Source organism: Caulobacter sp. 05L422 (assembly GCF_056397765.1).
In genome coordinates, this window is record NZ_JBFTOB010000019.1 from 100,324 (window position 1) to 121,748 (window position 21,425).

21 protein-coding genes are annotated in these 21,425 nt (G+C 67.2%); 12 read left to right on the forward strand and 9 right to left on the reverse strand.

The window, feature by feature from the left end:
* The first annotated feature begins 167 nt into the window (after window positions 1-167).
* From AC1DMQ_RS18235 to AC1DMQ_RS18265, 7 genes are all read left to right on the forward strand, one after another.
* Entirely contained in the window at window positions 168-539 is a 372-nt protein-coding gene (locus tag AC1DMQ_RS18235) for a DUF1622 domain-containing protein (protein WP_477034970.1), read from the forward strand.
* Window positions 536-1,180, forward strand: a complete 645-nt coding sequence (locus AC1DMQ_RS18240; protein ID WP_477034971.1) for a hypothetical protein — start codon at window positions 536-538, stop codon at window positions 1,178-1,180. The genes AC1DMQ_RS18235 and AC1DMQ_RS18240 overlap by 4 nt, the downstream gene beginning before the upstream one ends.
* Window positions 1,181-1,254: 74 nt before the next feature.
* Window positions 1,255-2,208: an HAD family hydrolase gene (locus tag AC1DMQ_RS18245; protein WP_477034972.1), complete on the forward strand. Its 954-nt coding sequence runs from the start codon at window positions 1,255-1,257 to the stop codon at window positions 2,206-2,208.
* A 136-nt stretch (window positions 2,209-2,344) separates the two neighbouring features.
* The gene (locus AC1DMQ_RS18250; protein ID WP_477034973.1) at window positions 2,345-3,883 is read left to right on the forward strand and encodes an arylsulfatase; all 1,539 of its coding nucleotides are present in this window, start codon (window positions 2,345-2,347) and stop codon (window positions 3,881-3,883) included.
* Window positions 3,884-4,104: 221 nt separating this feature from the next.
* Window positions 4,105-4,698, forward strand: coding sequence for a DUF4136 domain-containing protein (locus tag AC1DMQ_RS18255; protein ID WP_477034974.1), 594 nt, complete (start codon window positions 4,105-4,107; stop codon window positions 4,696-4,698).
* Between the two features lie 56 nt (window positions 4,699-4,754).
* On the forward strand, window positions 4,755-5,414 hold the full coding sequence (locus AC1DMQ_RS18260) for a MarC family protein (RefSeq protein WP_477034975.1): 660 nt from the start codon (window positions 4,755-4,757) through the stop codon (window positions 5,412-5,414).
* Between the two features lie 58 nt (window positions 5,415-5,472).
* Window positions 5,473-6,174: a sigma-70 family RNA polymerase sigma factor gene (locus tag AC1DMQ_RS18265; protein ID WP_477034976.1), complete on the forward strand. Its 702-nt coding sequence runs from the start codon at window positions 5,473-5,475 to the stop codon at window positions 6,172-6,174.
* Here AC1DMQ_RS18265 and AC1DMQ_RS18270 read toward each other — a convergent pair.
* The gene (locus tag AC1DMQ_RS18270) at window positions 6,159-7,523 is read right to left on the reverse strand and encodes an alginate export family protein (protein WP_477034977.1); all 1,365 of its coding nucleotides are present in this window, start codon (window positions 7,521-7,523) and stop codon (window positions 6,159-6,161) included. The two genes, AC1DMQ_RS18265 and AC1DMQ_RS18270, sit on opposite strands and share 16 nt — an antisense overlap.
* A 133-nt stretch (window positions 7,524-7,656) precedes the next feature.
* Here AC1DMQ_RS18270 and AC1DMQ_RS18275 point away from each other — a divergent pair, with 133 nt between their 5' ends.
* Entirely contained in the window at window positions 7,657-8,274 is a 618-nt protein-coding gene (locus tag AC1DMQ_RS18275) for a flavin reductase family protein (protein ID WP_477034978.1), read from the forward strand.
* Here AC1DMQ_RS18275 and AC1DMQ_RS18280 read toward each other — a convergent pair.
* The 7 genes from AC1DMQ_RS18280 to AC1DMQ_RS18310 form a co-directional block, all read right to left on the reverse strand.
* The gene (locus AC1DMQ_RS18280; protein WP_477034979.1) at window positions 8,271-8,903 is read right to left on the reverse strand and encodes a hypothetical protein; all 633 of its coding nucleotides are present in this window, start codon (window positions 8,901-8,903) and stop codon (window positions 8,271-8,273) included. The two genes, AC1DMQ_RS18275 and AC1DMQ_RS18280, sit on opposite strands and share 4 nt — an antisense overlap.
* Before the next feature lie 8 nt (window positions 8,904-8,911).
* Entirely contained in the window at window positions 8,912-9,697 is a 786-nt protein-coding gene (locus tag AC1DMQ_RS18285; protein ID WP_477034980.1) for a DUF2092 domain-containing protein, read from the reverse strand.
* Window positions 9,698-9,826: 129 nt separating this feature from the next.
* Window positions 9,827-10,975 carry a DSD1 family PLP-dependent enzyme gene (locus AC1DMQ_RS18290; RefSeq protein ID WP_477034981.1) on the reverse strand — a complete coding sequence of 383 codons (1,149 nt, stop codon included), beginning with the start codon at window positions 10,973-10,975 and terminating at the stop codon, window positions 9,827-9,829.
* 13 nt (window positions 10,976-10,988) lie between these two features.
* Complete coding sequence (locus AC1DMQ_RS18295; RefSeq protein ID WP_477034982.1) at window positions 10,989-12,263, reverse strand: D-arabinono-1,4-lactone oxidase; 1,275 nt, start codon at window positions 12,261-12,263, stop codon at window positions 10,989-10,991.
* 40 nt (window positions 12,264-12,303) lie between these two features.
* Window positions 12,304-13,005 carry a TetR/AcrR family transcriptional regulator gene (locus AC1DMQ_RS18300; protein WP_477034983.1) on the reverse strand — a complete coding sequence of 234 codons (702 nt, stop codon included), beginning with the start codon at window positions 13,003-13,005 and terminating at the stop codon, window positions 12,304-12,306.
* A gap of 68 nt (window positions 13,006-13,073) precedes the next feature.
* Window positions 13,074-14,264 carry an MFS transporter gene (locus AC1DMQ_RS18305; RefSeq protein ID WP_477034984.1) on the reverse strand — a complete coding sequence of 397 codons (1,191 nt, stop codon included), beginning with the start codon at window positions 14,262-14,264 and terminating at the stop codon, window positions 13,074-13,076.
* Entirely contained in the window at window positions 14,261-16,522 is a 2,262-nt protein-coding gene (locus AC1DMQ_RS18310; protein ID WP_477034985.1) for a TonB-dependent receptor, read from the reverse strand. Before AC1DMQ_RS18310 ends, AC1DMQ_RS18305 begins: the two co-directional genes overlap by 4 nt.
* Before the next feature lie 217 nt (window positions 16,523-16,739).
* Here AC1DMQ_RS18310 and AC1DMQ_RS18315 point away from each other — a divergent pair, with 217 nt between their 5' ends.
* The gene (locus AC1DMQ_RS18315) at window positions 16,740-16,883 is read left to right on the forward strand and encodes a hypothetical protein (protein WP_477034986.1); all 144 of its coding nucleotides are present in this window, start codon (window positions 16,740-16,742) and stop codon (window positions 16,881-16,883) included.
* A 16-nt stretch (window positions 16,884-16,899) separates the two neighbouring features.
* On the opposite strand, the gene AC1DMQ_RS18320 is transcribed toward AC1DMQ_RS18315, so the two are convergent.
* Complete coding sequence (locus AC1DMQ_RS18320; RefSeq protein ID WP_477034987.1) at window positions 16,900-17,856, reverse strand: SDR family NAD(P)-dependent oxidoreductase; 957 nt, start codon at window positions 17,854-17,856, stop codon at window positions 16,900-16,902.
* A gap of 447 nt (window positions 17,857-18,303) precedes the next feature.
* Between AC1DMQ_RS18320 and AC1DMQ_RS18325 the strand changes: the two genes are divergently transcribed.
* The 3 genes from AC1DMQ_RS18325 to AC1DMQ_RS18335 are packed head-to-tail and all read left to right on the forward strand — an operon-like array spanning window position 18,304 to window position 21,388.
* Window positions 18,304-20,487 carry an AMP-binding protein gene (locus AC1DMQ_RS18325; RefSeq protein WP_477034988.1) on the forward strand — a complete coding sequence of 728 codons (2,184 nt, stop codon included), beginning with the start codon at window positions 18,304-18,306 and terminating at the stop codon, window positions 20,485-20,487.
* Entirely contained in the window at window positions 20,487-20,939 is a 453-nt protein-coding gene (locus AC1DMQ_RS18330; protein WP_477034989.1) for a DoxX family protein, read from the forward strand. The genes AC1DMQ_RS18325 and AC1DMQ_RS18330 overlap by 1 nt, the downstream gene beginning before the upstream one ends.
* A 14-nt stretch (window positions 20,940-20,953) precedes the next feature.
* Window positions 20,954-21,388 carry a DoxX family protein gene (locus AC1DMQ_RS18335; RefSeq protein ID WP_477034990.1) on the forward strand — a complete coding sequence of 145 codons (435 nt, stop codon included), beginning with the start codon at window positions 20,954-20,956 and terminating at the stop codon, window positions 21,386-21,388.
* The last annotated feature ends 37 nt before the right edge of the window (window positions 21,389-21,425 follow it).

The window sequence follows — 21,425 nt, forward strand, 5'->3', positions numbered from 1 at the left end:
ACGCTGATCGATCAGGCGATCCCCCGGGGTCGGAAGGGAAGATTCCCTATCGATCCGCCCGTCAGTGCAGGTTTCTCCCCGAGCGTCTCGGCGCTTCGCCGGATAGCGCCCGCGCGCCAAACGCCCTTTGCTAGCGCCCCTCGAAGCCGTTCGCCGCGAGGTCGTCCATGGAAATGTTGCTGCGCGAATGCGCCAACTACGTCGCGCTCGCCGCCGAGCTGTGTTCGGTGCTCTGCATCGCGGTCGGCATGGTGGAAACCCTGGTTCAGGGGACCATCGTCGTCGCGGCCGGCCGCCAGACGCGACAGGACGCGCGACGTGAGCTGTGGGCTCAGTTCGCCAGGTGGATCGTCCTGGCGTTGGAATTCGCCCTGGCCGCCGACATCGTCCGCACGGCGATCGCACCGACCTGGGACGACATCGGCCATCTCGGCGCGATCGCCCTGATCCGCACCGTCCTGAACTACTTCCTGGAAAGGGACATGGAGGAGTTCTCTCCCGATCCCGCTCCCTTGGAAGAGGCAGGAGCAAAGCCATGACCGAGCGCTTTGATCGCGCCTGGCTCGTCGAGGTCTCGGCCGCCCTGGTGATCTCGCTGGCCGCGGCCATGACGTCCTGGGTCGGCTTTCAGGCCGCGCTGTGGGACGGCGAGCAGGCCGCGCACTACGCCCAGGCCGGAGCGGCCCGGGTGGAGGCGACCTCCGCCATCGCGGCGGGCGGACAACTCCAGACGGCGGACCTGCTGCTGTTCCAGGGGTGGCTGAGCGCCGCCGCCGAGGACGAACCGATGCTCCAGGCCTTCTATCGCCAGCGCTTCCGTCCCGAATTCGCCAGGGCGTTCGAGGCCTGGCTCGAAACCGCTCCGCTGAAGAACCCCGGCGCGCCGGCCTCGCCCTTCGCCATGCCCGAATACCACTCGGCCCTGCTTGCCCGCGCGCAGCAATTGCAGAAGAAGGCCGACGACCTGTTCAATCAGGGGCAGCGGGACAACGACATCGGCGACCGCTTCGTGCGCGCCACGGTGCTGCTGGCCGTGGCGCTGTTCTTCGGCGGGATCGGCCAGACCTTCAAGTCGACGATGATCAAGGGCGTCCTGGTCGCCATGGCCTTTGTCGTCTGCGTGCTCAGCGCGCTGATGGTGGCGCACCTGCCGATCCTGCAGCTGAAGCTCTTCGAATGAGGACCACGGGTCCGGGAGGCGTCATGTCCGTTTCAACACGCAGAACCGTTCTTGCCGGGAGCGCCGCGCTGGGCTTGTTGATCGCGGCGCCGAGCCTGGCCGCTCCGCCGGTCGATCCCTTGCCGTCGTGGAACACCGGCCCCGCCAAGACCGCGATCACCGGCTACGTCGCCCGGGTCACCCGCCAAGGCCCCGACTTCGTGCCGCCGGCCGACCGGATCGCGGTGTTCGACAACGACGGCACGCTTTGGGCCGAACAGCCGATCTACTTCCAGTTCGCCTTCGCGATGCAGCGGATCGGACAGATGGTCGCCAAGGATCCCGCGCTGCGTCAGAAGCCCGCCTTCGCCGCCATCGCCGACCGGGACCAGGCCGCCATGGCCAGGTTGAGCGAAAAGGATCTGATGGAAGCGGTCCTGGCCGTTCAAGTCGGTTTGACGACGAGCGAATACCAGGCCGTCGCCAAGGCGTGGTTCGACCAGGCCCGCCATCCGCGTTTCCAGACGCCCTATACCGCTCTGACCTATCGGCCGCAGCTCGAGCTGCTGGCCTATCTGCGAGCGGCGGGGTTCAAGACCTACATCGTCTCCGGCGGCGAGGTGCAGTTCATGCGGGTGTTCGCCGAGCAGGCCTATGGCGTCCCGCCCGAGCAGGTGATCGGCACCAGTCTGACGACCAAGTTCGAGATGCGGGACGGGAAGGGCGTGCTGGTGGCGCAGCCCACGCTGGGCAGCATCGACGACGGCCCCGGCAAGCCCAGCAACATCGACCTGCACATCGGCCGCCGGCCCCTGGTGGCGGTGGGCAATTCCGACGGCGATCTGCAGATGCTGCAGTACTCCGCCTCCAGCACGCGTCCCAACCTGCAGATTCTGGTCCACCACGACGACGCCGTCCGCGAGTACGCCTACGACCGGCAATCGAAGATCGGCAAGCTGGACAAGGCATTGGACGAGGCTTCCGCCCGCGGCTGGACGGTCGTCAGCATGAAGAGCGATTGGAAGACGGTGTTCGCGACCAAACCGTGACGCACCGTGAAAACCCCTCGAGGGGCTAGGGTGAACTCAGCGCCCGGGGCTGGTAGTCCCGCCGATATTCCCCGCCCCGACGCCGTGATGATCTGCCTCCGCCCTGTCTCCGGGGCGCGACCGCGGGAGCACCATCATGCCCAAAGAAAAACCCAATATCCTCGTCATCTGGGGCGACGATATCGGCATCAGCAACCTCAGCTGCTACTCGCACGGCTTGATGGGCTATCAGACGCCCAACATCGACCGCATCGCCCGCGAAGGCATGATGTTCACCGACAGCTATGGCGAGCAGTCGTGCACCGCAGGGCGCTCGTCGTTCATCACCGGTCAGAGCGTGCTGCGGACGGGCCTGTCGAAGGTCGGCGCTCCGGCCGCGCCGGTCGGCATGAACGACAAGCTGGTGACCATCGCCGCGTTGCTGAAGGAACAGGGCTACGCCACCGGCCAGTTCGGCAAGAACCACCTGGGCGACCTGAACCACATGCTGCCCACCAACCACGGGTTCGACGAGTTCTTCGGCAACCTCTACCACCTCAACGCCGAGGAAGAGCCGGAGATGTACGACTACTATCCGGACGAGGACTTCCCCGACTTCAAGAAGAAGAACGGCCCGCGCGGCGTGATCCACTCCTGGGCCACCGACGTCGACGACCCGACCACGCACGAGCGCTGGGGCAAGGTCGGCAGGCAGAAGATCGAGGAAACCGGCCCTCTAACCAAAGCGCGGATGGAGACCTGCGACGACGAGTTCGTCGAGCGGGCCAGCGACTTCATCAAGAAGCAGCAGGCCGACGACAAGCCGTTCTTCGTCTGGCTGAACACCACGCACATGCACATGTTCACGCACACGAAGAAGTCCAGCCTGGGCCAGGCCGGCCGATGGCAGTCGCCCTATCACGACACCATGATCGACCACGACAAGAACGTGGGCCAGATGTTGGACCTGCTAGACGAGCTGGGCCTGGCCGAGGACACCATCGTGGTCTACTCGACCGACAACGGTCCCCACCGCAACAGCTGGCCGGACGGCGGCATGACCCCGTTCCGCAGCGAGAAGAACTCCAACTGGGAAGGCGCCTTCCGCATTCCCGAACTGATCCGTTGGCCGGGCAAGATCAAGGCCGGCAGCGTCTCCAACGAGATCGTCCAGCACCACGACTGGCTGCCGACCTTCCTGGCGGCCGCGGGCGCGCCGGACATCGTCGAGCAGGTCAAGAAGGGCGTCACAGCGGCGGGCCGGCGGTACAAGAACCACATCGACGGCGTGAACCTGCTGCCCTACCTGACCGGCGAGGTCGAGCACAGCCCGCGCAAGCTGTTCGTCTACATCAGCGACGACGGCGACATCCTGGCGGTCCGCTACGACAACTGGAAGGTCGTGTTCATGGAGCAGCGCTGCGTCGGCACGATGCGGATCTGGGCCGAACCTTTCACGCCGTTGCGTCTGCCCAAGATCTTCAACCTGCGCACCGATCCCTACGAGTTCGCGGACGTCACTTCGAACAGCTACTACGAGTGGTTCCTCTACCACGCCTATATACTGTACGGGGCCTGGGGGATCGCCGCGCAGTTCGCGGACACGTTCAAGGACTTCCCGCCGGTGCAGAAGCCCAACACCTTCACCATCGACGACGCGATAGCGAAGATGGCCGAAGCGCAAGGCGGCGGTTGATCGTTTCGAAGGCAGTTTTGACGAGGCCGGCGGAGAAATCCGCCGGCCTTTTTTCGTCTGTCCGAGCAGCGCGCTGCTCAACTCAAGGGATTACCCCCTAAGGCCAGGGTTTCACCTGATTGAGGCGGCTCCGCGCCCGGCGGAAAGTTCGAACGGCGCCGCGCAACCGTAAGACGGGACGCCGCAGTCGAGCAGGAGTCCGTCCGATGCCGTCGAGGATCATGGCCCAAGCCCTCCTAGCCGCGGCGATCGCCGCGTGCCTGCCGCTGGTCGGTTGCGAGAGCCCTGGAGGGCAGGTCTCGGTCCTTTCCGGCAATACGCCGCTGGCCGGCTCGACCTACGCCTGGGCGCCGGACGGCCAGCCGGGAACCGGCGATCCCCGGGTGGACAACGACATCATTCGCGAGCGCATCAAGACCGCGGTCGACACCAACCTGGCCGCCAAGGGCTACAGCCAGGTCGATCCGGCCCAGGCCAAGCTGCTGGTCTCCTACCATATCGGCCTGCAGAACAAGACCGACTACTCGGCCACCAGCATGAGCGGGCCGGGCGGCATGGCCTGCGGCGTCCGTGGCTGCATCGGCGGTTATGGCTGGGGCATGTACGGCGCGCCCAGGGACGTGGACATCCGCTCGATCAACTACGTCGAAGGCGCCGTGATGCTCGACCTGGCCGACGCCGCCAGCGGCAAGCTGGCCTGGCGCGCCACGTCGCAGAAGCGGATCGACCAGAAGGACGGCACCCAGGACGGGCTGAACGCCATCATCGCCGACATGGTCAAGACCCTGCCGCCAGGCGCGCCGCCCGCCGGGTAGCCGCACGAACATGGACGTCAGCCGCCCGTCACCGCACAGGATCAGTCGAGAACCTCATGGCAGCGCCCATCAATCTGAGCTTCATCTTCGCGATCTTCTTCCTGACGCTCGGCCCCTTGAAGCTGATCCCGACCTTCTACGGCGTCACCCAGGGGATGGACGGCAAGGCGCGGCTCGGCCTGGCCCTCAAGAGCGCGGTCCTGGCCTTCCTGATCCTGGTGGTCGCCGCCGTGATCGGATCGGCTCTCGCCGCCAACTGGCGCATCTCGCGCGAAGCCCTGGTCATCACGGGCGGCTTCCTGCTGCTGATCGGGTCGCTGAAGATCCTGTCCAGCGTGCTCGCGCCGCCAGCGCCTCCCGAGGGGCACGCACCGCCGGCAGATCCGGCCGCCAGGCGGCCGATCAGCATCGTCATCTCCCCCTTGGCGATCCCGGGGATCGTCACGCCTTGGGGCCTGGTCGCCCTGATGCTGTTCGTGAGCATAGCCGAAGATCAGAACCGGCTGGGCGGCGTCGCCGTCGTCCTGGTCCTGATCATGCTCCTGAACATCGTCGGCATGATCTTCGCCGGCCCCGTGATGCGCACCGTCGGCTTGCCGGCCATGAGCGTGCTGGGCTGGGTGTTCAGCATCCTGCAGGCCGCGCTCGGGGTCACCTTCATGCTTCGCGGTCTGGCCGGCGTCGCCGGCATTCCCTGGCACTCGACCCCACTGTGAAAATCGACCGCAACATCTCGTCGCATCGCCATCTGGCGTCTGAATTTCGGAGTTCCTTATGACGGACCGCAGCCCGACCGAGAAACTTCTCGAGACCTCCGCCCGCTGGCGCGGTTCGAAGGGCGAAGTCGCGACGGAACCCCGCAGCTTCGCGGCCCCGTCCGATCGCCCCGCGCCGCTCGACGAGGACGAGTTCCGGCAACTGGTCGTGGGCAGCATCCCCGTCCTTCGCTCGTTCTCCCGCGGCCTGTGCGGCGACATGGCCCGCGGCGACGACCTGGCCCAGGACGCGTTGCTGAAGGCCTGGCAGCACCGGGCGCAGTTCGCCCCCGGCACCAACTTCAAGGGCTGGATCCTGAAGATCGCCCGCAACCACTTCTACTCGCAACGCCGCCGCGTCTGGCGCGAGACGCCGCTGGACGTCGCCATGAGCGCCCAGATACCGGCCGTCGGAACCGACCAGGTCCAATCCCTGATGCTCAACGACCTGCGCAACGCCCTCAACGCGTTGAGCGACGAGCAGCGCGAGGCGACGATCCTGGTGGGAGCGGGCGGCTTCTCCCATCGGCAGGCGGCCGAGATGTGCGACGTCCCCGAGGGCACGATGAAAAGCCGCGTCTGCCGGGCGCGGGCCAAGCTGGCGTCCCTGCTGGAGCGCGGGGAGGTGACCCACGACGCCGAACCCGCTTGGCTGGCGGCTCAGTTGATCATGGCCGAGCTGTCGAGCCTTTCCGCGCGGGTCGATCAGAACCGGGTCTGAACGATCAGCATCGCGAAATCGACGGAGCGGCCGCCCAGGGCTCGCACGGCGTCATCGGCCGACTGGTGGACCAGTTGGCCCTGGAGCTTGAGATTGCGGCTGACCAGCCACGTCGCATCCAGCTGGATCGCGTTTCCCACGGCCTTCGACCGGTTTGGACCGACCGGCGCCAGCGGCGTCGAGGGCTGCAGATAGACGGCGTCTTCGCCCGTCTGCCGCCAGCGCATCAGATAGCTCAGCTCGAGGCTGACATCGCGGCGAGGCGCGAGGCCGAGACTGGGACGAACGGCGACCAGATTGCTCCAGCTGGTCAGACCCGTTTCATTGAAATAGCCGCCCTTCGGGAACAGCGGATTGAAGGTTCCCAGCTTGTCGTCGCTGGAATTCTTGTCGCCCGACCCGGCGTCGAACCGCAGACCCAGCCTTGGTGACCAGGCCTGGCCCAGGGTGTAGCCGCCGCCGACGCTGCCGGCCCAGGCGCGGATGTCGCGACCGGCGAACCATCCATCCTGGATCACGCCCTCGGCCTCGTAGTCGGCCGCCCCGCGCTTTCCGGCCAGTCGTGCGCCGTAGCTGGCCCGACGCTCGTCGCCGCGCACCGCGCCATATCGAACCCCATCGCGATCCAGCTCGAAGGCGTAGACGTCCAGCGAGACCGCCTTGCTCAGCGCCTTGGAGACGTAGACGCCGTAGAACTGCTGGTCCCGGTTGCTGCTGTCGTCGAAGGCGCCGGTCTGGATCGTCACCGGATGCAGATAGAAGGCTTCCAGCCGCAGGTCCCCGGCCTGGCGGGTGACTCGCGCGCCGTCGAAGCTCTGACGGATATTCGGGGTCTCGCGCACCGAGACGAACCGCTGTGTCGCGTTGAACGCCATTTCCTGGCGGCCGAGGCGCAGTCGCCAGCGGCGGTCGGCGTCAGGCGTCACGTCGATAAAGGCCACCTGAGCGTCCACGTCGTCGCGGTCGCTGACGGCCGGCGGGTCCTTTTTGTCGAAATCGCGATGCAGGCCAAGCTGCCCATAGACCCGCACCCGCGACCCCAGGTGCAGGTCGGCGCTGAACAGAAGCCGGCCCAGGCCGTAGAGATCGGGCTGCGCGCCGGCGACGCCGAAGCGCGGGGCGTCGAACGAATCCACCCGCAGCCGGGCCTCGCCGCCCAGCGACAGATAGGCGTCCGGTCCCAGCGGGACGTAGCGCAGGCTGTCCAGGCCCGCGCCCGGCTTGTCGGCCAGATAGGCGTAGCTTTCGTCCGACCGGATCAGCTTGAAAGGCGGCGCGTCCGCGGCGTGACTGGCACCGCAGACGGCGAGCGCGGCGGTCAGGGCGAGAGCGACGGATCTAAGCTTCACGCGGAACTCCCGGCGGGCGACTCCGGCCAGGATGCACCAGAAATCCAGGCTGGCGAAACCTAAGGGAAGAGCGGGATGGCTGGCGGGCCGCGGCGCCTCCCCCTAAGACAGGCGTCGGCAAGACGAGGCGCCCATGACCGCGATCCACTCATACGATCCCAAGACCGGCCATGGCCTGAAGCACGATCCGCTGAACGCCATCATAGCGCCACGGCCGATCGGCTGGATCTCGACGGTCAGCGCCGCAGGCGTCCACAACCTGGCCCCGTACAGCTTCTTCAACGCCTTCAACTATCGGCCGCCGATCATCGGGTTCTCGAGCACCGGCTGGAAGGACTCGGTGCGCAACATCGAGGAGACCGGGCAGTTCGTCTGGAACCTGGCGACACGGCCGCTGGCCCAGGCGGTGAACGCCACTTCTGCCATGGTCCCGGACCATGTCGACGAGTTCGCCCTGGCCGGCCTGACGCCCGCGCCCTCGGATCGGGTCGCCGCGCCGCGTGTCGCCGAAAGCCCCGTGGCCTTCGAGTGCCGTCTGACCCAGCTGATCCGGCTGACCGACGCGGAAGACACGCCGGTGGACGCCTGGCTGACCCTGGGCGAGGTGGTGAGGGTCCATATCGACCAGGCGCTGCTGGTCGACGGCGTCTACGACACCGTGGCCGCCGAGCCGATCCTGCGCGCCGGCGGCCCCGCCGACTATTTCGGGATCAGCGAGGCTCATAAGTTCCAGATGCGCCGGCCGGCCTAGCGCGGCGCCTCGACGACGACATACTGCACGTTCGTCCCGGAATACTGCGGCGCGTACCAGGTGCTGCCGCACTGCGAGTAGCTGATCCCGTTGACGATCACCGTCGAGCAGCTGGGCGGCACGCTGTAGACGACCGAACCGATGGCGGCGGCGGTCAACGACGCGGCCGCGCCGAAGGCCATGCCGGCGGCGACCGGGTGATGGTCCCAGCCGTCGTTGTAGCCGTAGCCGCCGCCGTAGTTGCCGTTCACGTTGACGTTGACGTTCCGGTTGGTGTTGACGTTGGTGTTGCGATTGACGTTCCGGTTCGAGTTCACGTTCGCGCCGCGATTGACGTTCGAACTGGCGTTGGTTCGAACGTTCCGGCTGCCGGCGTTGGCGCCGCCGGCGTGCCCTCGCTGCGCCGCCGCCCCGCCGCCCGAAGCCCGAGCCCCGCCGCCTGCCGGGCGGGCGCCGGCTCCACCTCCGCCGCCTCCGCGGCCGCCCCGCTGGCACTCGGCGGTCGAGGCTGACTTCGGCAAGAGGGTCTGGCCGGCGAAGATGTCCGCCGCCAGCGCGGAGGCCGGGACCGCCAGTCCCTGGACGGCGATCGCGGCGGTCATGACCAGGGCCTTCTGGAGCTTGTTCATGGGCGGCCTCATTTCGCGCTTGCCGCCGCTACGTCGGCGAGGGTGATGCGGTGTGCGTTGGCGGGCGGAGTGAAGGTGTAGGCCGCCTGGGGCGGGGCGGTGGCCTCCCAGGTCATGACGGCCGTATATTGCGGCTGGGCTTCGTCCTGGGTCGTGGTGATCACCATCTTGCAGGGCAGGGCGGGCCCTTCCGAACGGATCCAGACCTGCCAGTCGGCTTCCTCCTGGCGGAAGGCGTAGTGCTCGCAGGCCTTTCCGGCGACCATCGCGGGACCGACGTCGAAGCCGGACTGGATCTTGGCGGTCAGGGCCGGATCCACGCCCAGGGAGAACAGATCGGCCAGTGGGACCTCAAGGCCGTACTTGTCGCTGATCGTGTCGAGGGTCGCGCTGATGGTCGCGGGGGCGGGGACCGAGGCGTAGTAGCCGATCTTAGGGGCGAACACCGTCAGCGACTTGCCGTCGTAATAGAGCTCGCGTTCCTGATGGTCGGACTTCGTCCAGATCTTGAACGCGCCGGGCCGCTGGACCTCGATCTTCACGTCGCCGCCGTATTGCAGCTTCTGGCCGCTGTCGAGCACCTGCTCGGTGGTGACGTCGGCGGTGATGGTGAAACCCGACAGGGCCCGCAGCGCTTCACCCATCTTGTTGAGCGCCGCCAGGGCGTCGGCGTCGGGTTTCGTCGCCGGCGCCGCGGCGGGCGTGGTTTTCGCCTGAGCATAGGCCGATGCGCCGAGCCCGATCGCGAACGGCAGCGCGACGGCGCCGGTCAGGATCCTTCGAAACACGCTCATGGGTCATGGCCTCCGGCCGGTCCTTGAAAGAGCCGGCAGGATGGGCTTGCGGGACCCGGGGTGGGTATCGAGGGATTTCCCTAGGCGGGCTCCTCCAGACTCCTCATTTCCGGAGCGCTTTCCGGGGGCCTAGCGCGAGCGCCCCCGCGCCGAGACCGGCCACAGCGCCACCAGGGTGTCGCCGTCCACCACGTGGTAGGTGTCGTACAGGTTCACGGTCGGATCGCAGTGCGGCGCGCCCAGGATCACGCGGTCGTCCAGGCCGGGCGGCGTCGTTCCGGGCGGCGGCAGGATCGCGCCGTGCTCGTCGCCCATGAAGAAGTAGCGTGATCCGTCCGGCGCCCCGCCCAGCACCGTGGGCGGCTCGGCGTCGGTGGACAGCGCCTTGAAGCCCGCATCGACCGTGACCATCCCCGGCGTGTTGGCGCTGACGACCCGCGCATCGATCAGCAGCGAGGGCTCGTAGGGGCTTTCCTCCGCCCCGTCGCCGGCGATGTCGCAGACCAGGTACTGGCCGTCCATGAACACGTACGAGCCGACCTGGAACTCGGTGAAGATCCCCAGTTCCGCGTCGATCCGGTGCGATCCAGTGCCTGAACCCGACACGATCGGCGGCGGGCCGCCGGCGGCGGTCAGGGCTTCGATCACCGACCGGATATAGCCCCCCCGATCCTCGAGATTGGCCTTGCGGTCGGCGAAGCTCGCGATGTGCTGCTGCATGCCGCAATAGCACTGCAGGCCAGCATAGGTCAGGGCCGGCTGGGCCTGGATCGCCTGGAACAACGCCACCGCGGCCTCGGGCGAAGCCACGCCGGTGCGATGGATGCCGGGGTCCAGGTCGATGACCACCTTCAGCAGCTTGCCAGCGGCGGCGGCCGCGCCCAGGGCGGCGACGTTGGCCGGATTGTCGGCCACCACCATCAGGTCGGTGGTCACGGCGTTCAGCGCGATCAAACGGGCGACGGCCGAGGCCGAGACCACGGGCGAGGTGATCAGCAGGCCGGTCGAGACCCCGCCGTCGACCAGGGTCTCGGCCTCGCCGATCTTGGCGCAGCACAGGCCCACCGCGCCGGCCGCGATCTGCAGCCTGGCGACGTCGACGCTCTTGTGGGTCTTGGCGTGGGGCCGCAGCTTGACGCCCTTGCTCGCCGCGAACTCCGCCATCCGGGCGATGTTGCGTTCGAGGGCCGGCTTGTCGATCACCAGCACCGGGGTGTTGAGGTCGCGGCGCGAACCCTGGGCGCCGATCAGATGGGCGTGCAGGTCTTGGTCGGTCATGGTGCGGTTCCGATCAGAGGCCGAAAAGTTCGGTCAGGTGAGTATTGGCGAACTTGCCGGCGGGATCCCAGATCTTGCAGGCCGCCACGAAGTCCGTCGCGCGCGGATAGAGCCGGTGCACGTCGGCCGTCGTCAGGGTGTGGCGCTTGGCCCAGTGGGGACGGCCCGCCCCGTCGCGCAGCACGGCCTCCATCTCGGCGAAGGCCGGGCGCCAGGGCATCCTGGCGTACTGGTGGAACGAGATCGAGGCGCCGGGACCCGCGTTGAACGGGCTCATCCAGATGTCATCGCCCGCGGCCAGCCGGAACTCGAACGGGAAGGTGATCGGCAGGCGGCGCTTGCGGATGTGGGCCATGGCCGCCTTCAGGGTCGGCAGGCCGGCGGCGCGCGGCAGCTCGTACTCCATTTCCTCGAAGCGGATGTTGCGTTCGGACGGGAAGATCTCGTGGGCCGGGCCCACGCGTCGGCTGGCCTTGCCCATCATCCGCATCATCAGCCGCTGCAGCGACGGCGTGAGGATCGGCACGGCGGCGCAGATGTCGCAGATCGTCTTGAAGGTGGCCTCGCTGTCCTCGCCGACCTCCTTGGGCGGCCGGCCCGGATCCTGGACTTCCACCGGATGCAGGGTCTTGAAGATCACATCGTCCGAATACGGAAAGACGAAGAACTCCATGTGGCGCGTGGCGGCGGCCAGTTCGTCCAGGCGTTCGGCGACCTCGGCCAGAGGCCGGCGCTCGACCCGCTCCTCCAGATGGTAGGCGGGCACGACATGGATCCGGATATCGACGGCGACGCCGAGCAGGCCGAGCGACAGGCGCTGGGCTTCGTAGAGCTCGGGGTTCTGGCCGGGCCCGCACTCGACGATCGCGCCGTCGGCGGTCATCAGCCGGAAACCGCACGCCTGGGTCGACAGACTGCCCAGCTCGGCGCCCGTGCCATGGGTGCCGGTCGAGATGGCGCCGGCCAGGGACTGCGGATTGATGTCGCCCTGATTGATCAGCGACAGGCCTTCCGCCCACAAGGCCGCGGTCAACCGCTTGAGGCTCCAGCCCGCCGGCGCCCAGACGGTCTTGCGGTCCGGCGCGATCTCGACCGCGCCCTCGTAATCGGACAGGCTCAGCAGCAGGTCGCTGGTCTCGCACAGCGGCATGAACGAATGGCCGGCCCCGACCACGCGGACCTTGCTCGCCTGGCCGACCAGCGCGGCCAGCTCACCAGCGTCGCGGGGTCTTGCGATCAGGCGAGGGGAGGCCGCGACGCTGCCCGACCAGTTGCTCCACCCCGTCATCCGCATCTCCCCATCCGCGATGCAACGATGATAGTAAAAACTACCGTTCTTGCAACTCGTCGTTCCAGGGCACCAGCGACGCATCGCCGAACGTGTCGAAATACCGCTCGAACAGCAGACAGACCTCGCGGCTCAGGGCCAGGGCGTCCTGGTCCGGCTCCTCGACGGCCATCTCGGTGGCCGAATAGGTCAACTCGACCATCATCCGCATCGCCAGTCGAACCCGGCCCTCGGGCGCGCCCGGGTACCGCGCCTTGAGGATCTCGCCGAACTGATCGGCCACCATGTCGCGCGAGGCGAAGCGGAGCTGCTGCAGCATCGGCACAGCGCGCAGGGCCCGACCGATCGCCGCGCCGCCCGGAAAGCGCCGCGTCATCTCGATCATCTCGGTCAGCATGACCACGTTCTTCTCGATGCGCTCGGCGGCGGTGTCGCCCTCCAGCCCGCCGGCCTCGATCCAGGCGGCGACCTTGTCGTCCTGGGCCTTCATCAGCCGGTCGCCCAGTTCCTTGAGGATCGCGTACTTGTTGGGGAAATAGCGGTAGAGGGCCGGCGGGGTCAGGCCGGCGCGCTTGCAGATGGCGTTGGTGGTCAACTGTTCGAAGCCGGTCTCGCCCAGCATCTCGCCGGCCGTGGCCAGGACGATCTCGTAGGTGTCCTGGCCGCGGGCCTGGGTCGGCTGCAGCTTGGCGTCCAGCGCGATGTCGGGGCCGGCGGTCTTTCTGGCCGTCGCCTTCGGCATGCGGTCTCTCCATTCCAGTCCTTCTGGACTAGAGCGCTTTGGTGAAAAAAGCCAATCGGCCTGAACCCTTAGCGCGGCCTCGTCACGTGCAGGAAGGCGACGATCACCAGGGTGATCAGCGCCAGGCCCGCGCTCAGCCAGCCCGCCGGACGCACGTCGGCGCCGCTGACCACGAACGAGGCCAGAAGGGGTCCCGCGCCGCAACCCAGCAGGCTCGCGCCCGGCCCCAGCAAGGCGGCCCGGCGGCTCGGATCGGCCTCGATCGCCAACGGCGTCAGATAGGGCGAGGCGAACAGCCAGACGAAGCCGAACACCGCCGAGGCCGCCAGGAACATCGCGGCCGACGGCAGGCTGGCCATGACCAGCAGGGCGCCGGCGGCCAGGATCACGGCGACCGTCAACGACCAGAACCAGGACAGCCGCGCGGCCAGGGCTGTCGCCACGGCGCCGCCGGCGACCTGCGCGGCCAACGACACCGCGAAGGCGGCGCTGGCGACGCTCGCGGGATGTCCGGCCTGACGCGACAGCGGCTCGGCATAGATCCAGACCGCCAGGATGAAGGCCTGGAAGCAGAAGACGGCCGCCAGGGCGATCCAGCCGCGCGAACTGGGCAGCCCCTTGGGGTTGTCCTCGGTCTCGACCAGGGGGGCGTAGACGCCCGGGATCGCCAGGCCGGCAAGCGCGGCGGAGACGGTGAGGGCGGCCAGCACCACGAACCCTCCGTCCGGCCCGAACGGTCCGATGACGAAGGCGCCGACCGCGCTCACCACGCCCAGCTGAAGCAGGGTCTGGATCGTCAGGTAGAGGCCCGCCCAGCGCTCCGGGCGCGGCGAACGGACGATCATGCCGGTGATCAGCCAGATCATCGCGCCGGCTGGCAGACCCGCGACGGCGCGGACCAGGATCAGCAGATCACCGGAGAGGCGGGTCGTGGCCAGGTCCAGAGCCGCCAACAGCAGGCCGCAGGCCACCGCCGCCAGCCGCAGCCGGCGCTCGCCGAACAGCGGGCCGATCACCGCCGCGCCGATCCCCATCGCCACCAGCTCGGCCATGCCCGCCAGGCCCAGCTGATTGGCCGTCAGCCGACCAGCCGCTTCCATCCCGCCCAGCAGCAGAGGCCCGACGCCGGGAAACAGCACCCCGACCAGCCCGATCCAGAACACCGTCAGGCGCTGGACCAGGCTGGGCGGCGCGCCGATCCACACGCCCGTGACAGGGGGCGTCGGGGCGACGGCCGCCGGAATGTCGATCGCGCTCAATATCGGGCCCGGAAGTAGACGCCGTAGGTGCGCGGCGGGCCCATGCTGAACACATCGAAGCCGAAGGCGGCGATCGGGGTGATGTCCGAGATGTTGGTGGTGTCGGCCAGGTTCTTGCCCCACACGCCCAGTTCGTAACGCCCGTCGGCGAAGGCCCAGCCCACCTGGCCGTTGACGAAGGCGCGAGCCTTGTCGCTGAGCCGCTCGGTGTTGGCCGTGTCGTAATAGACCTTGCTGCGATAGGTGAAGTCCAGCTGGGTGATCAGGTCGCCCGCGCCCAGCGGATGCTCGTAGCGCGCCGTGCCGTTCAGGCTGGTCTTGGGCGCCGAGGGCAGGGTGTTGCCCGAATAGTCCTCGCCCAGCGACTGGAAGTCCTTGTATTCGGCGCTGAGCAGCGAAGCGCCCAGGGTCAGGGAGAGGCCCCTCATCGGCCGCGCCTCGATCTCGGCCTCGCCGCCATAGACGCGGGCCTTCGACGCGTTGGTGAACAGCTGCACCGGCAGGCCGTTGCGCTGGATCACCGTGTAGACCTGCAGATCCTTGTAGTCATAGTAGAAGGCCGAGACATTCACCCGCAGGCGGCGGTCCAGGAACTCGCTCTTGGCCCCGACCTCGTAGGCGTTGACGGTCTCGTCCCGATAGGGGCCCAGGTCGGCCGGATCGGTGGTCTGGCCACTGAAGAACCCGCCGCTCTTGGTGCCGCGATTGTAGGTCGCGTAGACATTGGCGTCGTCGCTCACCGCATAGCGCAGGCCCAGGCGGCCCGAGATCGAGCTGAAGGTCTTCTCGTTGTCGTATTCGAACAGCGTCAGCAGGCCGTAGTCGACGTCGCTGACATAGTGGAAAGCCTTCTCGTCCTGCGACCAGCGCAGGCCGCCGGTCAGGGTCAACTTCGGGGTCAGGTCGTAGTCGACCTGGCCGAAGGCGGCGTAGCTTTTGGTCATCTGGTGCAGCGGCCAGCCGAACACGCCAACGCTGTTGGCCGGGTCCATGCCGGTCGGGTTGTTGACCGGATCGGGGACGCGCAGCACTTCCAGGACATTGTAGTGGCTGTCATTGTCCAGGTTGTCGCGAGCGGCGTAGACGCCGGCGACCCAACGCAGCGCCGTCGCCCCGTTCGATTGCAGGCGGAACTCCTGGCTGGTGGTGTCCTGCTCGGCGACATAGCGCGCGTCGAAGATCGAGATCGGATTGGCGTCGGTCTCTTCGTAGTCGTCGCGCTTGGCCCGCTGATAGCCGGTGATCGAATAAAGCGTCACACCGCCGAAGTCGTAGCTGATCGCCGAGGTCGCTCCGAACAGCTTGACGACGTCCTTGCCCTCGAAGCGGTAGTCGCCCTCGTACTTGTTGTCGCTGGTGTTGGCGTAACCGGCGACATTGGTACACTGGCCCGAGGTGTAATAGGACGGCTTGCAGAAGATGTAGCCGAAGGTCGGATCGGGATCGGCCGTGCTGGCCGCCTCGGCCGTCTGGGCGACCAGGGAGCGGTTGTAGGTCAGGATCGAACCACCGCTCGACTTGCTGTAGCTGGCCGAGACGTCGACCGTCAGCTTGTCGTCGGGCGTGAAGCGCAAGGCGCCGCGCACGGCCTTGCGGTCGGCGTCGTTGCCCTTGTTCCCCGTCAGGCGATTGAGGGTGTAGCCGTCGCTCTTGTCGTAGAGACCGGCGATCCGGAACGCCAAGGTGTCGCCGCCCAGCGGGCCGCCGAAACCCGCCTGGACGTTGAGCGAATTGAATCGGCCGTAGTCGACGGCCAGGTCGCCTTGAGGCGTGCTGCTCGGCTTCTTGGTGGTGACGTTGATCGCGCCGCCCGTGGTGTTGCGGCCATAGAGCGTGCCCTGCGGCCCGCGCAGCACCTCGACCTGCTGCAGGTCGTAGAAGCCCGCCATCTGGGCGAGCGGGGAGGCGACGTAGACCCCGTCGACATAGACCCCGACGGCGCTGGCCGTGCTGGGATTGAAGTCGTTCACCCCGATGCCGCGGATGAAGATGCGGGGGTTGGCGGCATTGTCGTCGGTCTTGATCTGCAGGCCCGGGGACAGGCCCGACAGCGCCAGCACGTCGCCGACCCGCTGGTCCTTGAGCTGGTCGGCGGTCAGGGCGGTCACCGAAACCGGCACGTCCTGAAGGTTTTCCGATCGTTTCTGGGCGGTGACGACGATCTCGTCGAGAGCGGTCGCCTCCTGGGCCGAGGCGTTTCCCACCGCTGCCATCATCGCCATCCCGGCGACGCCCGCGAGCACCTGAAGCTTCCGCATTCCATACCCCCGTTACTGTTTTATGAGGGTTACAGTAGCTAAAGCTATCTTTATGGCAAGCAGCGTTCGTGGAGCGTCGTTCGACCGCTCAAACCGTCGCGAACCGGAGCATTTCTCGCCGTCCATCGCTCGAATTCCGAGCTTCACGGATCAGGGTTCGACCCGATTGGTCTTTCGCTTGAACGGCGTAGTCTGTTGGGGCTGAGGGAGCACATCCATGCACACATCGCACTTCTGGCAAAGCGCCGGGCTGATCGCCATCATCTTCGGCGCGGCGATCCTGTCGGCCATGATCGGGTCGCGAGCCCACGCGGCGGCCGCGGCCCATGTCTCGACGCCGAGCGCGGCTCAGGCATTCTGAGCCAGGGCGTTCAGGTTCAGCTGGAGCGCGCGTCCGAACCCGCGTCGGATTTGAGCGTGTCGATCAGGCCGTTCGTCGGCAAGCCTGCCAGCCGGCAACTGGTCTCCCAAAGATCCCGCGCATTGGCGTCGTCGTAGGATAGCTCCGAGGAGCGTATCTCCTTGATCCCCTCGAAGTAGCGGCCGGATACGCCGTCGAACTCCGGCGCGATCGCCAAGGCGGCCAGGTTCCGGCCCGAACGATCCGGCGAATTGGTGTTGCGCAGGAATGGGCGGAGCGCCGGCAGCAGATAGTCCCACGACCAGCGCATCCACGACGGATATTCCCGCGCCAGATCCGTACCGGGCATCATCCCGGGGTCCATGGCGTTGACGTCGATCCAGTCCACCCCGGCCTCCCGCAGGCGCCGGTGCAATTCGTGGACGCCGTAGACGGTGCAGAGTTTTGAGGTCGTATAGCGGCGCAGGCCGATCTTCATCGGATCGCCCGTCTCTTCGTCCGGGAACGCCAGCTTTTGAGCGCTCGTATAGGCGGGCGCCGGCAAACCGGTCTTCTGCTTGGGATCGTGCGTGCCGCTCGAGACGAAGACGATCCGCGCGGGCTTGGCCATGTGGGGCAGCAGCAGGTTGGCGAGCAGGAAATGTCCCAGGAAGTTCACCTGGAAGGTGCTTTCCAGACCGTCCTTCGTCCGTACAAGGCCAGGGGCGACGTGCTGGATTCCGGCGTTGCAGACCAGGGCGTCGATGGGACCGTCCATGGCCGCGCGCCGGGCGAAGGCGCGGACGTCGTCCAGTGATCCCAGGTCGAGCCTGGCCGGCAGGGTCCGATCGCCGCCGGCGAGACGGACGATCTCGGTCGTCGCGGCCACGTCCCGAACGGCCAGGACGACACGCCATGACGACGTCTCCAGAATGGTTTCGCTACAGGCCTGTCCAAGTCCTCGGTTGGCCCCGGTGACGATGGCGGTGCGCATGGCTCGACGGTCCTTCCGACAGGGGTGATATCCGATGACCGAAAGGCGCCCTTGGGCAGCGCCTCATCATATGCTCGCGGCACTGCACACAGATTGAGTAAATCGACTTAAGCTCGAAAAGGTTGCGCAGCTTTGGGTTGACAAATGCTGCGGTGCGATGGAAGGTTGCCTAACACAAGACCTTCGCCTGTAAATTGTATCGATGCTTCAGCACAGAAGCCGATGTTAGCTCCACGTCTTTGTAGTAGCAAAGTATATATCGCGTCATTCGTAGCTGATTAGTTCGCTGACCACGTTACGATACGCACTTCAGCCAGTCATTTTTATACGCCTCGCTCGCCGCAGGTGTATCACGTCTATCAACACAACTAAAAGGTGCTGAACGTGATCAGCACCGGCTAGGTTGCCACGGAGGCGAACAAGTTGCTTTCACTTGGGAGCGAACGAATGGCGGTCGACGAGGTCGTCGCTGAAGGCGCCGTCGGCGGCCACGCCACGTTCATCGATATTCTGCAGGCCAGGGCCCGCACACAACCCACGCGCGTCGCCTACAAGTTCGTTCGCGGAACGGACTCCCAGGTCGAGACCTGGACCTACGCCCAACTTGACGGCCGGGCCAGGGCCTTGGCCGCTCGACTGCGGTCGCATGGCCTGCAGGGCGAGCGGGTCCTGCTGCTCTGCCCGCCCGGACTGGACTATATCGGCGCCTTCTATGGCTGCCTCTACGCCGGCGTCATCGCCGTGCCGGTGTATCCGCCGCGGCGCAATCGCTCGCTCGACCGGATCAACGCCGTCGCCGTGGAGTCCGGGGCGCGCGCCGCCCTGACGACCCAGGACATCTTCAGCGCCGTACACGGAGGACCTCTGGAGCTGCCGCGACTGGCGGCTCTGGACTGGCTGCTGGTCGACGACCTGCCGCTCCAGGGGCCCGACACGGACCCTGTCGACGCCAAACCCGACGATCTGGCCTTCCTGCAATACACCTCGGGTTCCACCGCCTCGCCCAAGGGTGTGATGGTCAGCCACGGCAACCTGATCCGCAATTCCGACCTGATGCGGAAGGCGTTCGGCACAACGGCCGAAAGCCGCGGCGTGTCCTGGCTGCCGCCCTATCACGACATGGGCCTGATCGGCGCCATCCTGCAGGCGGCCTATGTGGGCCTGCCCCTGTCGCTGATGGCGCCTGTTTCGTTCCTGCAGCAGCCGTTCCGCTGGCTCGACATGATCTCGCGCGAGAAGGCCACGGTAAGCGGGGCTCCGAACTTCGCCTACGAGCTGTGCGTGCGCTCGGTGACGCCCGAGCAGCGCAGCACGCTGGACCTCAGCCACTGGGTGGTCGCGCCCTGCGGCTCCGAGCCGATCCGCGCCGAAACGCTCGAGATGTTCGCGGACTATTTCGCGCCGGCCGGCTTCCGCCGCGACGCCTTCCATCCCTGCTTCGGCCTGGCCGAAGCCACCCTGATGGTCACCACCCGCAAACGCGGCGACCGGTTCGTGGTGAGCAATTTCGACGCCGCCGCCCTGGCTCGCAACCAGGTCGCTCCCGGGGCGACCGGCGGCTTCAGGCGACTGGTCGGCGCGGGCTCGGTTCAGGTCGAACGGGTCGAGATCGTCCACCCGGCGACCTGCCATCCCTGCGCCCCGGAAGAGGTGGGGGAGATTTGGGTTCGCGACCCGAGCGTGGCCCAGGGCTACTGGAACCGCCCGACCGAGACCGAGCACACCTTCAACGCACGCCTCATCAACGGGGCGGGGCCGTTCATGCGTACGGGCGATCTCGGCTTCCTGCGTGACGGCGAACTGTTCGTGACCGGTCGACTGAAGGAACTGATCATCCTTCATGGCCGCAACTACTACCCGCAGGATCTCGAAGCCGTGGCCTCTGCCAGCCACGCCGCGCTGCGCGAGGGGGGCAACGCCGCCTTCTCGGTCGAGCGCGACGGGGCCGAACGGCTGGTGCTGGTGCACGAACTGGTCCGCGCCCAACGCGATCCGCCCGTCGAGGAGATCGCCGCGGCGATCCGCAAGGCGGTCGCCGAGGAGTTCGACATCCAGGTCGACACCATCGTCCTTGTGCCTCCGCTGGGCGTGCCCAAGACCTCCAGCGGCAAGCTGGAGCGCCAAGGCTGCCGGCGGGCCTACGAGGCGGGACAACTGCGCATCACCTGGACGTCGCAGCGCGCCGCGCCGACCCTGTCACGCGTCACGCCGCTCACGGTTCGCCGCCAGGCGACCGCCGGCGAGATCAGGAGCTGGATCGCCGAACAGCTGTCGGCCATGCTCGACATCGAACGCGCGGAGATCGACATCGGCGCGCCGTTCAGCGCCTTCGGCCTGGACTCCCTGAAGGCCGTCAGCCTGGCGGGCGAGCTGGAGACCTGGCTCGGACGCAGCCTGCCGCCGACCCTGCTCTGGGACTATCCCACCATCGACGCCCTGGCGACGCATCTGGCGACGCCGGAACTGAACGTTCGCCCTGCGCCTCGCGCCGCGTCCCGCGCGGTCTGGCGGGACTCCCTGACCGAGGCGCAGATCGACAACCTGTCGGAGGCTGAGCTGTTCACCTTGCTCGCGCGCAAGGTCGACGCGATCGGCGAAGGCCTGGCCGCGCCGCCAGGGGGGAGGCCCTGATGCTCAGAGACATATCCCAGACGCCGCAGCTGGCCATCCGCGTGGCGGCCGGCGGCGGCCTCATCTACCATTCCGCGCCGATCGTCTTCACCCAGGCCGGCTACGCCAACTTCGTTCATCAACTGACCGAGGTCGGCCTTCCGTGGCCGGAGCTTTCGGCGGCCTCGGTCGGTTCGCTTGAGCTGGTCGGCGGGCTGTGCGTGCTGTTCGGCGCGTTCACGGTCTTCGCCTCGCTGCTGGTGGCGCTGGAGCTCTCCACGCGGGTGCTGACCATCTTCGTCATCGGCAAGGGTTTCCCGCCGCCGTTGGCCGGCCAGATGCCGCTGCCCGACTACGAGACCAACCTCTTCTACATCCTGTTCCTGACCGCCTTGGTGATCGCCGGCGGCGGCAAGTACGCGCTCGACAACGGAATCTGGCGATGGGTGGCGAGATCCGCCGCGACATCCTGAGGGGAGGGGCGACCATGACAAAGCGCTGGTACGAACTGGCTCCCATTCCCGTCCGGGCGATCGTCGGCGGGGGTCTGGCCTATCACGGCTATCCGAAGATCTGCACCGCCGAGGGGCACGCCAGCTTCCTCTACATCATGAAGGGCATGGGCGTGCCGTTCCCCGAGCTGCTGTCCTGGGTGATCGGCTGCCTGGAATTCTTCGGCGGCCTGCTGCTGTTCAGCGGGACCTTCGTCTCGCTGGTCGCCCTACTGATCGTGATCGAGATGGCGGCCAACCTGATCACGGCCCTGCTCAACGGCGGCTTCCCGCCGCCGCTCAATCCGGACCAGCCGCTGCCGGGCTACGAGCAGACCCTTCTCTACATGTTCGGCGCCCTGGCGCTGTTCATCGGGGGATCGGGCGGCTTTTCGGTGACCCGCATCTTCGTGCCCCGACAGACGGTGTGAGATGAACGATATCGCCAACGATTCGAGAGGCTTGTTG